15 protein-coding genes are annotated in these 13,629 nt (G+C 53.3%); 6 read left to right on the top strand and 9 right to left on the bottom strand.

All coding sequences use genetic code 11. The features are described from left to right. Nucleotides 1-2 precede the first annotated feature (2 nt). The 9 genes from V3W39_RS10035 to V3W39_RS09995 all read right to left on the bottom strand — a co-directional run bounded on the left by V3W39_RS10035 (nucleotide 3) and on the right by V3W39_RS09995 (nucleotide 7,340). Complete coding sequence (locus tag V3W39_RS10035) at nucleotides 3-1,076, bottom strand: ArsO family NAD(P)H-dependent flavin-containing monooxygenase (protein WP_330212580.1); 1,074 nt, start codon at nucleotides 1,074-1,076, stop codon at nucleotides 3-5. A gap of 30 nt (nucleotides 1,077-1,106) precedes the next feature. Further along, a complete protein-coding gene (locus tag V3W39_RS10030) occupies nucleotides 1,107-1,595 on the bottom strand; it encodes a cyclin-dependent kinase inhibitor 3 family protein (protein ID WP_330212579.1) in 489 nt (162 codons plus the stop codon). Nucleotides 1,596-1,605: 10 nt separating this feature from the next. After that, the gene (gene arsH, locus V3W39_RS10025) at nucleotides 1,606-2,319 is read right to left on the bottom strand and encodes an arsenical resistance protein ArsH (protein WP_330212578.1); all 714 of its coding nucleotides are present in this window, start codon (nucleotides 2,317-2,319) and stop codon (nucleotides 1,606-1,608) included. A gap of 29 nt (nucleotides 2,320-2,348) precedes the next feature. Further along, on the bottom strand, nucleotides 2,349-2,819 hold the full coding sequence (locus tag V3W39_RS10020; protein WP_330212577.1) for an arsenate reductase ArsC: 471 nt from the start codon (nucleotides 2,817-2,819) through the stop codon (nucleotides 2,349-2,351). A gap of 15 nt (nucleotides 2,820-2,834) precedes the next feature. Further along, on the bottom strand, nucleotides 2,835-4,118 hold the full coding sequence (locus V3W39_RS10015; protein WP_330212576.1) for an arsenic transporter: 1,284 nt from the start codon (nucleotides 4,116-4,118) through the stop codon (nucleotides 2,835-2,837). Between the two features lie 26 nt (nucleotides 4,119-4,144). Continuing rightward, on the bottom strand, nucleotides 4,145-4,501 hold the full coding sequence (locus tag V3W39_RS10010; RefSeq protein ID WP_169858144.1) for a metalloregulator ArsR/SmtB family transcription factor: 357 nt from the start codon (nucleotides 4,499-4,501) through the stop codon (nucleotides 4,145-4,147). Beyond that, nucleotides 4,498-4,920 carry an arsenate reductase ArsC gene (locus V3W39_RS10005; RefSeq protein WP_330212575.1) on the bottom strand — a complete coding sequence of 141 codons (423 nt, stop codon included), beginning with the start codon at nucleotides 4,918-4,920 and terminating at the stop codon, nucleotides 4,498-4,500. Before V3W39_RS10005 ends, V3W39_RS10010 begins: the two co-directional genes overlap by 4 nt. A gap of 181 nt (nucleotides 4,921-5,101) precedes the next feature. Next, nucleotides 5,102-6,751 carry a TnsD family Tn7-like transposition protein gene (locus V3W39_RS10000; RefSeq protein ID WP_330212574.1) on the bottom strand — a complete coding sequence of 550 codons (1,650 nt, stop codon included), beginning with the start codon at nucleotides 6,749-6,751 and terminating at the stop codon, nucleotides 5,102-5,104. A gap of 91 nt (nucleotides 6,752-6,842) precedes the next feature. Next, complete coding sequence (locus tag V3W39_RS09995; protein WP_110601891.1) at nucleotides 6,843-7,340, bottom strand: MarR family winged helix-turn-helix transcriptional regulator; 498 nt, start codon at nucleotides 7,338-7,340, stop codon at nucleotides 6,843-6,845. Nucleotides 7,341-7,536: 196 nt separating this feature from the next. Here V3W39_RS09995 and arsQ point away from each other — a divergent pair, with 196 nt between their 5' ends. From arsQ to V3W39_RS09965, 6 genes are all read left to right on the top strand, one after another. Continuing rightward, nucleotides 7,537-8,742, top strand: coding sequence for an arsinothricin export permease ArsQ (arsQ, locus tag V3W39_RS09990; RefSeq protein WP_330212573.1), 1,206 nt, complete (start codon nucleotides 7,537-7,539; stop codon nucleotides 8,740-8,742). A gap of 72 nt (nucleotides 8,743-8,814) precedes the next feature. Continuing rightward, nucleotides 8,815-10,089, top strand: coding sequence for an arsinothricin biosynthesis radical SAM protein ArsL (arsL, locus tag V3W39_RS09985; RefSeq protein WP_330212572.1), 1,275 nt, complete (start codon nucleotides 8,815-8,817; stop codon nucleotides 10,087-10,089). An 11-nt stretch (nucleotides 10,090-10,100) separates the two neighbouring features. Beyond that, the gene (locus V3W39_RS09980) at nucleotides 10,101-10,982 is read left to right on the top strand and encodes a methyltransferase type 11 (protein WP_330212571.1); all 882 of its coding nucleotides are present in this window, start codon (nucleotides 10,101-10,103) and stop codon (nucleotides 10,980-10,982) included. Nucleotides 10,983-10,998: 16 nt separating this feature from the next. Then, nucleotides 10,999-12,048, top strand: a complete 1,050-nt coding sequence (gene arsM, locus V3W39_RS09975) for an arsinothricin biosynthesis methyltransferase ArsM (RefSeq protein WP_330212570.1) — start codon at nucleotides 10,999-11,001, stop codon at nucleotides 12,046-12,048. A gap of 68 nt (nucleotides 12,049-12,116) precedes the next feature. Beyond that, on the top strand, nucleotides 12,117-12,827 hold the full coding sequence (locus V3W39_RS09970; protein WP_330212569.1) for an MIP/aquaporin family protein: 711 nt from the start codon (nucleotides 12,117-12,119) through the stop codon (nucleotides 12,825-12,827). A 138-nt stretch (nucleotides 12,828-12,965) separates the two neighbouring features. Further along, nucleotides 12,966-13,511: an arsinothricin resistance N-acetyltransferase ArsN1 family B gene (locus tag V3W39_RS09965; RefSeq protein ID WP_330212568.1), complete on the top strand. Its 546-nt coding sequence runs from the start codon at nucleotides 12,966-12,968 to the stop codon at nucleotides 13,509-13,511. Nucleotides 13,512-13,629: the final 118 nt, after the last annotated feature.

Below are 13,629 nucleotides of genomic sequence, written 5' to 3'. Positions count from 1 at the left end.
GCTCAGGCTATATCTTGAGCCAAATATTGCTGTATTTCCTTTACGACATTGCGAGCGGTTCGAGTTACCCCAATCAACGTTGCGGAGGCCAAGCCAGTCCAGTCGCCGTAGCCAACTAGCCAAAGCCGAGGTTCGATTGAAGAGCGGTTGTCGTGAACGTCGACCCGCCCCTGTGAGTTGACCACGCCGAGCCCGCGCAGGTGGTTCAAAGAGGGAGCGAAACCAGTGCACCAGATAATGGCATCAACCGTGGTTTCATCTCCATTTTTCCAGACAACGCCGTCCGGCGTAAAAAACTCAAATGGTCGTACAGCTTTCAAAACACCACGTTCACGCGCTTCTTTCACCGACGGCACCATGACGATGTCACCCAATCCGCCGGTTGGTTGGGGTATGTCACGTCCTTCCTGATGGGCCTTCAGACGCTCAGTGGCACGCTCAAAAAGCACACGGCCATCCACGTCATCAGGCAAAAACATTGGGGCGTCCAGGGTCACCCAGGTAGCGTCCGCCATCTTGGATACCTCAGCGTAGATCTGGGCACCTGAGTTACCACCGCCGATAACCATTACCCGTTTACCTTGGAACGACTCGGCGCAACGGTAGTGCGCTGAGTGAATCTGCTGACCTTGATAAAGCTCGCTCTTCGGGTAATGGGGGATGCGAGGATTGCTCCAAGTCCCCGTCGCGCTGATTACAACTTTGGCATCCCAATGCTGATTTTCTGAGTGGACCCGCAGACCGAAACTCATAGGCTCAACGTTCGTGACCTTTACGGGACGCACGATAGGAAACCCGTACCTGCTTTCGTACTGAGCCAAGTAATCAACAACATGATCTCGACCGGGATTGCCATCAGTCACCGGTGGCATCGGCCACCCTGCGATTGAACTCCAGGCAGACGGTGAGAACAGCTGCAATGAATCCCATCCGTGACGCCACGCACCGCCGGCGCCTTGTTCTGCATCTAACAGAACGAACGACAGACCGGTGCGTTTGAGGAAGTAAGCCGTTGTCAGCGCAGCCTGACCTGCTCCGATGACCACCACATCCAGCAGTGTGTTTTGAGTGTCCATTAACTACTCCCTCCGGCTAAGACAAAGCTCTCAAAGTCGCTCGATGTAAGAGACGTGCGAAGGTTTTTGGATTGCTCGCGGTCGCAGCTGCTGTACTAACTCAACAGCTCGGGTACGCGAGCACCCTCTGTCGATCATGAGTTTTGCGGCGACCAGCCCTGTGCGTCCCGACCCACCTTTGCAATGAATCGCAATGGCTTGGTTTGCTTCCAAAAGCTCGGACAAAGCAGGGAGCGCCTTCTGCCACTTGGCCTCAAATTCAGCGTCGGGAGCCTCATCGTCCTCAATCGGTAACTGGAACCAAGCGAGTCCAGCTGCCTGGACTTGCCGACCTAACTCACCGACTCCGTTTTGAGTGAGTTCGGTGTCGGCCATCAGACTGACAATGGCTCTGGCGCCTGCGTTTTTCAGAGTGCCGAGCGCTTGCTGAAGCGGCTCATCCTGAGTACCCGGACACGGGGTAAAGATGAGAGTGCCCGTACCATCTGGCATTGCTAGGATCGAGAAAGGGTGAGACATGATGAGATCCTTAGATGGAGCGCTGATTCACTCGTTTCGACAGCTCTTCGGCCGACTCTTTGCGTTCCGAGTAGCGGTCTACCAGGTAGTCCTGACGGTCACGCAATAGCAGGGTGAACTTCATCAGTTCCTCCATCACGTCGACCAGGCGATCGTAGTAAGACGAAGGCTTCATACGTCCATCCTCGTCGAACTCGGTGAACGCCTTAGGCACTGAAGACTGATTGGGGATTGTCACCATGCGCATCCAGCGACCCAGAACGCGCAACTGATTCACCACATTGAAAGACTGGGAGCCTCCACAGACCTGCATGACTGCCAAGGTTTTACCTTGGGTTGGACGTACTGCACCCATCGCCAAAGGCACCCAGTCGATCTGAGCTTTAAAAACGGCGCTCATCGATCCATGACGCTCCGGAGAACACCACACCTGCCCTTCCGACCACTGCATTAGCTCGCGGAGTTCCACGACTTTCGGATGGGTATCCGGAGCATCATCAGGCAGTGGTAACCCTGACGGGTTGAAGATTCGTGTTTCCGCACCGAAGTGCTCCAACAACCGCGCGGCTTCTTGGGTTACCAATCGGCTGAATGAACGCTCGCGGGTCGACCCGTAGATCAGAAGGATGCGCGGTTTATGCGTGGACGGCTCACGAGGAGTGAGTCGCTCCATGCTTGGGACGTCGATGAGATCTGCTTCGATGTTTGGAAAATGGTCTTTCATAGTGACTCCTGGCACCAGCGGGACATGGCCTACAACGTGCCGATGCGGGCTAGCTCAGTTTTAAGCTCTTCTGTGCTCAAAGTAGCGATAGGCAACGAAATGAAGGCGTTTACCCGCTCCTGGATTTTGCTCAGGGTTTGCTGGAATGCCGCCTCAATTTGCGCTTCAGATCCCGTAGCTTCAGAAGGATCTGCCAGCCCCCAATGAGCCTTGAGCGCCGGGCCGAAGAAAATCGGGCAGGCTTCGCCGGCAGCCCGATCGCAGACCGTGATCACGATGTCTGGTGGTGACCCTTCAAAGGCATCGGATGCTTTACTGCTAAGGCCGTCAGTAGGGATACCTGCTGCTTTGAGCGTTTGAATCGCTCGCGTGTTTACGCGGCCACTTGGGAAGCTTCCGGAACTGACGGCTTCCATTCCTTCAGGAGCAAGGTGATTGAACACCGCTTCGGACAAAATGCTCCGGCAGCTGTTGTGGGTGCACATGAATAGGACTTTCATCGTGATCTCCAGGAATCAAAAGCTGAGGCGCAAAGCCAAGGCGCTCAGGGTGGCAATGAGGATTGGAAGCGTGAGAACCACACCGGTCTTGAAGTAGTAACCCCAACTGATGGTGATGTCCTTTTTAGCCAGCACGTGTAGCCAGAGCAGTGTGGCTAGGCTGCCGATTGGAGTGATTTTCGGACCAAGATCGCAGCCAATGATGTTCGCGTAGACCATGGCTTGATGAACTACGCCAGTCGCTTCCGTTGCATGGATCGAGAGCGCGCCGATGAGCACTGTTGGCATGTTGTTCATGATCGAAGAAAGCACGGCGGTCAGGAGTCCTGTACCCAGCGATGCCCCCCAAATGCCATATCCAGCGAAGACGTTAAGCAACTGAGCAATGTGGTCAGTCAGTCCGGCGTTCTTCAAGCCATACACCACCAAGTACATGCCCAACGAGAAGATCACGACTTGCCACGGGGCGCCCTTGAGCACCTTACTGGTGTTGATGGCGTGACCTTTGGCGGCGATGACGTAGAGCACCAATGCGCAGGCGGCGGCGATGGCACTGATGGGGATCCCCAGTGGCTCGACAACGAAAAAGCCGACCAGCAACGCGAGCAGCACCCACCATCCAGCCACGAAGGTTGCACGATCTCGGATCGCACCTTCAGGGGCATGCAGTTGTGCCAGGTCGTAAGTCTTGGGCAAGTCTTTCCGGAAGAACCACAGGAGCATTCCCAGAGTTGCAGCGATGCTGACCAGGTTGACCGGCACCATGATTGCCGCGTACTCGCTGAAGCCGATGTTGAAGTAATCGGCCGAGACGATATTCACCAGGTTGGAAACCACCAACGGCAAACTCGCTGTATCAGCAATGAATCCTGCGGCCATCACAAATGCCAGAGTCGCTGCGGGTGAAAAGCGCAGGGCCAGCAACATGGCGATCACGATAGGAGTAAGGATCAGCGCCGCACCGTCATTGGCGAACAGGGCCGACACAGCTGCTCCCAATAAGATGATGAAGGCAAACAACTTGCGGCTGCTGCCACCTCCCCAGCGAGCGACATGCAGGGCTGCCCACTCGAAAAAACCGGCCTCGTCGAGCAGCAGACTGATGATGATCACGGCGATGAACGTCGCCGTGGCGTTCCAAACGATATTCCATACCACCGGGATATCGCCAAGGCTGACCACGCCGCTCAACAACGCAAGCGCGGCACCCAATGAGGCACTCCAGCCGACACCCAGCCCTTTGGGCTGCCAGATGACCAGAACGATGGTGACAATGAAAATGAGTAGAGCGATTAGCATGCGGGCGACTCGTTTCGAAGGTTGGATCAGTCGCACACGGCCTGATTGACTGGACGATCATTCATTTCACAGAGCCGCTTTGTTTCTGTGTTCAACCAATGCTGGTTGGCATCGACGACACCTTTGAGCACTTCGATGACCCAGGTCGGCAGCTCGGGATGGAGTCTGTAGTAAACCCATTGGCCCTGCCGGCGGTCCGCCAGTAACCCCGAGGATCTCAGCAACGCCAGGTGACGAGATATTTTGGGTTGGCTCTGCTCCAGAGCGGCAGTCAGCTCGCATACACAGAGCTCACCTTCGCGGGCGATTAGCAGCGTGATTCGGGTCCGGGTGTCATCTGCCAAGCTTTTGAACAAAACGGTCGGGGTGATTACCTCGCTCATGAGGCCTCCAGGTGCTTGGTTTTAACCAATACAAATAATTTGATGCGTTCGTGGATATCGTGAAGGGCTCGTTTGAAGGCGTCCGGGTGGGAGCTGCTCACCGGGTCCTCAAAGTCCCAGGCAAGCACTTCACCTGCCTTGGGCATCGCCAAACATTCACGCGCAGATTTGTCACAGAGGGTGATCACGTAGTCGAAATGCTCGTCACGAAACTCTTCGATGGACTTGCTACGCAGGCCTTCGGCGCTAATGCCGACGTGGGCCAGTTCGGCAACGGCTCGAGGATCAACGTCAGTCGGTTCGGAACCTGCACTGAACGCTTCGAAACGCGCGTCGCTGTGTCTAAGCAGTGCTTCAGCCAGCTGAGATCGAGCGGAGTTAGCAACGCAGATAAAAAGCACTTTGATGGGGGCGCTCATGACCACACCTCACGCATATGGGAAATCGAATATACGATAATTCGAATATGCGGTAAAGCGAATGTGCTGGGCGGTTAGATGCGTCACCTCCAGTGAAGAAGGGCAGGCTGAGGATCGCTTGCCGGAATCGCTAATTTTCCCCATGCAAGCGAAGGGAATGCAGGCCTAGAAAGGTGGCTACTTAACTTTTTTGCTTGGTGTAGGCTCGTCCTCCGAGGGACATCTGGTAACCCGGAGGTCCCTCCCATTGGCGGGTTACGTTTGCTTTGGCCAATTCTTTTTCAACATCTATTCCTTCGCTCACCATTTTTTCCACATCCCATTCGAAGTAGCTAATGAGTGCGTTCCAAGCTTGATTAGGCAAAGACGACAGTTGAACCAAACTCGTAATATTGGGAGTTAATTTCAGACGGTGCATTTCTGATAGCGCTGAAATAATTCTGCGCAAGCGGAAGTGCCACACTGATTCAAAATTAGTTTCGAGCTGTTCGGATACCAGTGGAAATAGGCTATTCCGTTGAGGGAAGCCTGCTATTCTCTTCGGAAGCAATGCAAGCATGTTTCCAAGATTAACGCGGATCTGCATTTTGCTAATTTTATAAAGCTCATTAACACCATTTTTAATGATGTCTGCGTATTCGCTATCGAATTTGTGGGTTCTAGATTCTTCTGTTAGCGCAGTATTTGCTTTTTTTGAGAGTACGCCTAAAAGCCATTTTTTATCGTTTGCTGTAAGCCAAAGAGTAGCTTGGTACGCATGTTTCCATAAGTAATCCAAGGTTGCTCCCGGGCGGGCTTCTATGATGTTGTTAACTTTAAGGCGATGAAATGCTTTGGTGTTGTCAGAGCTTGTTTTGCTTTGTGGTTTTCTGGACTTTGTTCCAGTAAATAGTATTAGCTCTTCCGCAATTCTTTTTTCGAATGTCTTCACGTCCCCAAATAAATGGAGGGAAATGATGAGGTGTCGAGTGATTGGCATATCTAGCTGATCATTAACAGTGGTGGTTCTTATCCACTGATGGTACTTGCCTGACGCGTACGCGTTATCAATTCTCGATAAAAAATCATGACCAAATTTTGATTGGATACCTTCGAACATTTTCGTCGTCGCCATTAGGTTTCCACGAGCAAACCCATTTTTCTTGGCTTGTCGACGATAACATGCGGCTAATACCCCAGATGGAACTGCCGGCAAGTCACTATGCAGAAGGTCCTTTGCAAACTGCGCAAATTTCTGCTCGATTTCCGGCACTCTCGAAGGAGAGTGTGAGCCTAATGGTCTCCAGCCGCATACGCAGGAGCTGGTTACCATAGGTAATAGCTTGTTTTTTCGATAAAACGGATGAGTGCAAGTTGGACAGGCCTGCAATAAAGTCTCACCGTGTCTCCAGCAAGCTGTTACGCCCGGAATGTGATGAGATCGGTGCCAGTACGAATGCCCCGTCTCAATAAGATCCGATTGGGCACAGGAAAGGCAAATCTTAGCCATGCTATGAAAACTTACCTCTCTACGAGGAAGTCTGGATACGAGCGAAGTGCTATTGCCATCATGGTTGACTTTGGAGATGCCTAAGAACGGCGTGTAAGCAGGAAGAATGGTGTTGCACGTAAGCAACTCATTTAAATTGTCTCTCCTATCGCCAGGAAGCTTCTCTGCAAGGTCTTCGATTTGTTTAGGAATAATTTTGATGGAAAAAGGATCGGCACCAAAAAGATCTTGAAAAGTCTCACGCTCAGTTCTATTTCCCGAAAGTAAATGATACCGGGTAACTCGTGAGTGAAGGGTCTCGTCGGGCATGGACATTGGGAAGAACAGAATTTTTTGAGACATTCGTAAGACTTTAGGTGATGGTCACTTTTTCTCAGACTTTACAGGTCTAGAGAGGGTGCGATTTTTCGGGAGAAGGACAGCATCTGCCATTTCAGCAGCATTTGCTTGGCAGATATTCGTCACGGCTAAGGTCTTTCAGGCCGCAGCGTTGTTCGGTGGCTTTGGCGAAGCGGCGTAGCATTTCGATCGCGCCATCACGTGCTTCTTTCGATAAGTCGCAGGCTAGATTACGAGCTTCTCCCACCAAGTCCGACCGAATGCTTTCGTAGATGGCCATGCCTTCGGGGGTCACGGTGATTGCCAGTGCGCGGCCGTCACTTGCGTCCGGTACACGTTGAACTAGGCCCTGTTTGGAAAGCGAATCGACCAGCCGGCTGGCATTACTTTTGTCGAGAAAAAGCTCGCTGGCCAACGATTGAACGCGAACAGGTCCTGCCTTAATCACATGCTCAAGTGCGTAGCATTGAGTGACAGATAAGCCCTCGCAGCAGCTGCGATCTCTGTCACGAAACTGGTACACGCGAACCAAATGACTCAGCGCTTCATAGAGCTGTTCGGCATCCTGGTCGATCTGATCATTCGTTGGCATGGCACTCGGCTCGCAATTCCGGGGAAACGCTAATACCACCTTAGCAGTCGTAGCGACACATTTTTTTGGGCATAAGGGCCAGCGAAATTGTTCCAAGATATTAGTTGCGGCTCGCAACGTATTTTGCGATTGTGAATTGGAGATGAGGCTTGTTGGTCTCTGAGAGGCGGTTCTGGAAACGCTTGGAGGTACATGGATGTTGGTAGAAGCGCTTAGGACGAAAACAGGCTCCCGGTTACGGAACCTATGGAGCAGCTTTTCCATTCCTCTCCCTGTGGCAATGCTGCTGACTGCAATTCTGATCCCCATTCTTGCCGGGGCTAGCAGCGGTGACGTGTTCCAATCGCTGAGCAAAGGATTCGGAAACAACCTCGGCTATTTCGCCATCGTCATCCTGAGCGCGTTTTTCATTGCTGGCTGGATCTCGACGCAGGGAAGCGCTTCCTTCGGAAAGTTCGGTATATCACTGTCACCTTTGCTCGGTGCCGGCATGGTCTGTCCCGATACCGCCTACGCCTCTCTTGCTCCCATCGCAGGACAGCACAGAAAGTACATTGCGATCGGATGCTACTCGGGGTTCAAGCTTCTGATGCCCGCAGGCCCGCTGATCATTGGAATCGGGTTGGGGGCCAATACTCATGATCCGAAATTTCTGTATTTAGGGCTGCTGCTTACGGTCGTTACCTGGGTGGCCGGGACGATCTGGACTTACTGGACGACACGCTCAGACTTTTCATCCCCAAGTGATTTTACTGACTCAGCCGCGCCTCAGGACTCGGTTATCAGAGTCATTCTCCCTCTGGCTGTATTTTTCGTGCTCCTGATCACCGGCTACGTCATTCCCAAAAATCAGCACTCCGTAATCGAGTTCTTCACTACTCCCGTCGGTGCGCTGATCGCCACATCGCTGTTGATCGCAGTTAGCTGCAAACCTGGTGAGGTTCAAGATCTGCTGTCCAAAGCGATGCGTAGAACCAGCTCACTATTGTTTACGATCGGCTGTGCGTCTGCGTTGGGCCAAGCCCTCGGTATGGTGCTTCCGAAAGATCTGATTCAGCAGGCATTCAGCGCGTCGGGCAGCACCGCGCATATTTTGGTTGGGGTGTTCCTGCTGGCAGCGGTATTCAAAACACTAAATGGTTCTTCGCTTGCGACCTTTGCTGCCATCCCACCTGTTCTCTCGCCAATCTTGGCGTCGAGCGGAGTGGATTTGATGAGCGTCACGTTCGCCGTATGCCTGGGATCCTTCGTCGCCATTCTCCCTAACGACAGCTATTACTGGTTGGTCAAAACCGACGCCTTTCCCGAATACAGCACCGGCAGGTACATGCGCCTAGTGACCGCCGGCTCAGTTCTACAAGCATTGATAGGCTTGGCAGTCCTTCTGCTGATCTCGCTTTAACTTCGAATTCCTACAAAACCATCAGTGACTCCAGTCACCGAATCGTCGTGCCTGAGCTCAAGGAGAAAGAGAATGAAGTACCTGGTCGCCAGTACATTCGAAGGGGGGTATCAACCGCTCAACGCGATATCTGCAACCACAGCTCTACTCGATGCAGATATCGACGCGCAGCTGATCGATATCTACGTTGAGGGGCTTTCCCTAGAGAGATTCAGCGACGCAGACTTGGTCTTCATCTGCGTACCGCTTTTTGACTCTCTGACTGCGGGAACGCAGCTAGCCAAGCAGCTTAAAGAAGCGAAGCCCTCCCAGAAAATTTGCTTCTTCGGTCAATACGCGACCATCAATGCAAAAAGCCTGGCCTCTAAGTACGGTGACTACGCGATCGCAGGCGAGTGGGAAAAACCCATTGTCAGCTTGGCTAAACACCTGAGTGGCGAGCAGGGACAAGATCTGCGCGGAGTCATCGATCGTACTCGCGGCCTTTCCAGTGAAATCGTAGTACCTCAGTTGATCCGTGACGGGTTCCGCCTGCCACGCAGGGACTTGGCACCGCCTCTACACAAATACCCGCAACCTCAACTGGAAAAGTTGCTCGGCGAAAAGAAAGTCGTAGGTGGGGTCGAAGGGTCGCGCGGATGTCACCACAAGTGCTCCTACTGCTCTGTGTATGCGGCCTACGACGGCAAGGTACTTTTGGTCTCCGACGATCTTGTTGAGCGTGACGTTGCGAACCTCGTCGCGCAGGGAATGACTCACCTTACCTTTACGGATGCCGACTTTTTCAATGCCAAGAAGCATGGTTTGAAAATTATCCGAACCCTGCATTCGCAGTTCCCTGACCTCACGTACGACTTCACCACTCGCGTGGATCATATTCTGGAGAACAAAGACGCCATCAAGGAAATGGGGCAGCTCGGGCTTGCCTTCATCACCACCGCGTTGGAGTTCCCCAAGCAGGAAGTTCTCGACCAAGTCTTCAAGGAAATGAACGTACCCATGATCGAGGAGGCCTTGGCATTCCTGAAAGAGGCCGGCGTCAAGGTTAACCCGACCTTCATCACGTTCAACCCTTGGGTGAGCCTTGAGGACATGGCCGAGCTACACGATTTCATTGCTCGCAACGAGCTGGAGAACATCGTCGACCCCATCCAGTTTGAGACTCGGCTGCATCTCTACAAGGGCTCACCGTTGCTCAACAACGACACGGTGAAGGAACTGCAGTTGGAGGAGCACGAGTTTCATTTCGACTGGCAGCATTCGGACTCCCGTCTGGACAAGCTCTTTATGGACTCGGTCACACCACCGGAAGAAGGTGTGTTCAAACGTTGCTGCCTGAAATGCTAAGGAGATAACAGATGTCGTCACTTACTTTGTTGCAGGCGGCTCTCAGGCTGGCCAACCAAACTGAAGGCCTCCAAGTGCCCGGCCATATTGCCTGGCGCGCGCATAACGAGGCATTGAACAAGTCGATGAAGGATGGCAAAGACACTCTTTTCATCTGCTCCGCGAGCCGCAATGACGAACTCACAGCCCAGTTTGGGCAGGCTGATGGCGTAACGTTCAGTTCGAGTGCGATCGGAGCCGATCCCGCTGCGGCCGCGTTCGCGAACATTTACTGGGAAGGGTTCAATGCTGAGCCCGAATTTGGCCGAATCGCGCAATCGCTCTACGAGCGACTGCAACGTCATGGTCGACTGGTATTCCCGGCGATTCTGTCTGATGAGGAAGCCGTCTCGCTCAGGGCCTTCACAGTTGAGGGGTTGGAGTGCAGCAACGCGCTGACAGAGTCTGCTATTGCCGAGAAGCTTTGCGAAGCGGGTTTTCATGGCATCACTTATGAGCTGGCATCCGAAGTGCCTGTCTCCATTCAGGATGGCATTGAGTTCCGACTCTTCACCGTGAGCGCATACAAAGGTAAGGCCGGCGTGTGCCTCGACCAGGGGCATGCCGTTATCTACAAAGGCCCCTGGAAGCATACGGTCGACGATGACGGCCATACATACCAGCGCGGCGTCCGTACAGCGGTGTGTGAGAAGACCTTCAATCTGCTGATGTCAGCGCCTTATCAAGACCAATTCATCCCCGTGCGTTGCTATGTCGAGCCAGCCTTGGACAAGAGCGGCTTCTTCGACTGCAACACGCCTTCAATCCGGGATCCCAAGGTCACCAAAGGGCTTGTGCCCATCGCAGGCTCTGCCGAGGAATCGTGCTGCGCTGATGGTACTTCGTGCTGCTAAACGGGAGATGTGAGTAATGACTTCTGCAATTGAAAACACAATCATCGCTGACTACACCGAGGCGTTGAGCAACGGCAACGTTGTCCTTGAATCGCAACTGACTGAAAGTTGCTGCAGCGACGCCTACGGTGCCCAGTACCTGAAGAAAATTCCAAAGCGAATCATCGAAGCTAACTTCGGGTGCGGTAATCCGACCAAGTATGTGCGCGAAGGTGATGTCGTCTTGGACTTGGGGTCAGGGGCCGGTCTGAATTGCTACGTAGCTGCCCAAATCGCCGGCAGTAAGGGTGCTGTCTTTGGTATCGACATCAACCCGAGCATGTTGCAGATCGCTCGCGAAGAGGCGAATGCGTTTCAGAAGGCAACAGATAGCGCACCTTTGCGTTTCTACAAGGCCTCCGCGAGCAACTTGAAAATCGATCAGGAGCTGGCCGAGGAACGCCTGCGTACGGAGCCTTGTGCTGATTGGGCATCGTGGAAAAACTTCGAGCAGTTCATCAGCGATAGCTCTCAGTCCAAGCCTCTTATCGACAGCCAGTCTGTCGATCTGGTGATCTCGAACTGCGTGATCAATCTGGTTGGTGAAACCGAAAAGCAGAATGTTTTCGCCGAAATTTATCGGGTACTGAAACCAGGTGGCCGTTTTGCAATTTCTGACAACGTCTCAGATATCGCCATTCCTGACGAATTGAAACGAGACACCAAGCTGTGGTCGGCCTGCTACTCAGGCGTACTTCAAGAGCAGCAGTTCTACAAGCAACTTCAGGAAGTCGGTCTCACGGGAATAAAGATTGAGGCCCGGAACGACGCCTCAACCAAGCGAATTGGCTCTGTCCGGTTCTACTCCGTCACTGTCACTGGTACCAAGCCTGAAGTTCAGATTGGGAAGTCCGTGACGGTGATCTACCGAGGGCCTGGGCTTGAACTCACCGGCGATAGCGGCAGGGTTTACAAGCGCGGTGTACCCACGGATTTGGCCTCTCAGGATGCCTACCTTTCCGCAGACGACGCATTGTATGTCGTGGAGGGAAGTCAGCCCGTCAAGCCCAAGTCCTGCTGCTCGTAACAGCAGTTGCGGCTACGAGCCAGCTCAGTAGCCGCTCCCCTCAAATCCCTTGTCATAGAGCCTATCTAATGAGTACTTCACGGAAGATCTTGGCTGAGTTTCTCGGTACAGCAGTTCTGCTGTGCACCGTAGTTGGTTCTGGAATCATGGGTCAGCGCCTGGCGAACGGTAACGATGCGCTAGCGCTTCTGGCCAATGCGCTGGCAACCGGCGCGAGCTTGTATGTGCTGATCGTGTGCTTCTCCACTTTCTCCGGTGCGCACTTCAACCCGATAGTCTCTGTAGTCGACTATTTGCGCGGAGGACTGAGCAGTAAGCAACTGGGCCCATACGTGGCAGCTCAAACAACGGGTGCAATCTTCGGGGTATTCGCTGCGCATTTCATGTTCGAGCTGCCTGTGATCGAGTTCTCCCATCATGTTCGCACAGGGCCGTCGCAATGGTTCAGTGAATACCTGGCAACGTCGGGATTGGTGCTGACAATTCTGCTGTGCGATAAATATCACAAAGCAAAAGTGCCTCAGGTGGTTGCCGCGTATGTTGTCGCAGCATACTGGTTCACGTCCTCTACGAGCTTTGCGAATCCGGCGGTGACGATTGCTCGCGGGTTCACCGATACTTTCTCGGGGATACGGATATCAGACGTACCGCCATTCATCATTGCGCAGTTTTTCGGTGGGCTGACGGCGCTGTTCCTGGCGAAGGTTCTCGGTGGTAAAGAGGTCGTCGTGGATATCCCGCAGCCTGGACTCCACGAGCAGAAGCTACCAATTCAGTGAACGGTGCTCTCTGCGGTTCGTGGATGCGGTGAGCCCGTTTGAGGCAAAGTTCACGGTTCTATCGCGACATTCTGAAGGGCTGGGCCTAGGTGGTTCAGCCCTTCAAACGCGGTTCTTTAAGGGGCAGCAAGGGAAGACATGAATTATAAAGTGAGGGTTGCTACACCCGCTGATGCCTCTGACATCCAGGCTATCTATGCGCCGATGGTTTTGGACACGGTCATCTCGTTTGAGCTGACGCCACCGACTGTCGATGAGATGGCAGCACGAATAGCCGCAACACTGCCAACGTATCCCTATCTGGTAGCAGAGATGGACGGCAAGGTCGTTGGATACGCTTATGCCAGCCAGCATCGAGCCAGGGAAGCCTATCGTTGGTCGGTGGATGTCACCGTGTATGTCGACCCGTCAGTGCACCGAAAAGGGGTTGGTCGTGCCCTTTATCAGCAGCTTCTACCAGTCCTAGAGAAACAGGGGTTTCATGCAGCCTATGCCGGCATCGCCTTACCCAACGCGGGAAGCATAGGTATCCATGAAGCGCTCGGGTTCACCCACATCGGCACCTACCCCGAGGTTGGGTTCAAGCACGGCCAATGGCATAGCGTGGGTTATTGGCGCAAACCACTTTGTGCGGCGGCGCCGCCAATAGAAATCATCCCGTTCAGTGAGATAAAGGGAGAGTAGAGGAACGAGGTGTGATATGACCTAACTGCTATTCGTCGCCATCGGTACCAGGCGATTCGCTGGGAACTATGCTGAAGGATGTTTCTCATTCGAATCGGTTTTTTGATCGGCCGGAGGA

It is taken from the genome of Pseudomonas sp. Z18(2022) (genome assembly GCF_036346535.1).
Classification (GTDB): Bacteria; Pseudomonadota; Gammaproteobacteria; order Pseudomonadales; family Pseudomonadaceae; genus Aquipseudomonas; species Aquipseudomonas yamanorum_A.
This window is presented reverse-complemented; position numbering and strand designations above follow the sequence as displayed.

Coding starts and splice junctions, on each gene's coding strand:
- V3W39_RS10000 (WP_330212574.1), bottom strand. CDS start 6,751: ATGTCTCAAAAAATTCTGTTCTTCCCAATGTCCATGCCCGACGAGACC.
- V3W39_RS10005 (WP_330212575.1), bottom strand. CDS start 4,920: ATGAGCGCCCCCATCAAAGTGCTTTTTATCTGCGTTGCTAACTCCGCT.
- V3W39_RS10010 (WP_169858144.1), bottom strand. CDS start 4,501: ATGAGCGAGGTAATCACCCCGACCGTTTTGTTCAAAAGCTTGGCAGAT.
- V3W39_RS10020 (WP_330212577.1), bottom strand. CDS start 2,819: ATGAAAGTCCTATTCATGTGCACCCACAACAGCTGCCGGAGCATTTTG.
- V3W39_RS09980 (WP_330212571.1), top strand. CDS start 10,101: ATGTCGTCACTTACTTTGTTGCAGGCGGCTCTCAGGCTGGCCAACCAA.
- arsQ (WP_330212573.1), top strand. CDS start 7,537: ATGTTGGTAGAAGCGCTTAGGACGAAAACAGGCTCCCGGTTACGGAAC.
- V3W39_RS09970 (WP_330212569.1), top strand. CDS start 12,117: ATGAGTACTTCACGGAAGATCTTGGCTGAGTTTCTCGGTACAGCAGTT.
- V3W39_RS09995 (WP_110601891.1), bottom strand. CDS start 7,340: ATGCCAACGAATGATCAGATCGACCAGGATGCCGAACAGCTCTATGAA.
- V3W39_RS09965 (WP_330212568.1), top strand. CDS start 12,966: ATGAATTATAAAGTGAGGGTTGCTACACCCGCTGATGCCTCTGACATC.
- arsM (WP_330212570.1), top strand. CDS start 10,999: ATGACTTCTGCAATTGAAAACACAATCATCGCTGACTACACCGAGGCG.
- arsL (WP_330212572.1), top strand. CDS start 8,815: ATGAAGTACCTGGTCGCCAGTACATTCGAAGGGGGGTATCAACCGCTC.
- V3W39_RS10035 (WP_330212580.1), bottom strand. CDS start 1,076: ATGGACACTCAAAACACACTGCTGGATGTGGTGGTCATCGGAGCAGGT.
- V3W39_RS10030 (WP_330212579.1), bottom strand. CDS start 1,595: ATGTCTCACCCTTTCTCGATCCTAGCAATGCCAGATGGTACGGGCACT.
- arsH (WP_330212578.1), bottom strand. CDS start 2,319: ATGAAAGACCATTTTCCAAACATCGAAGCAGATCTCATCGACGTCCCA.
- V3W39_RS10015 (WP_330212576.1), bottom strand. CDS start 4,118: ATGCTAATCGCTCTACTCATTTTCATTGTCACCATCGTTCTGGTCATC.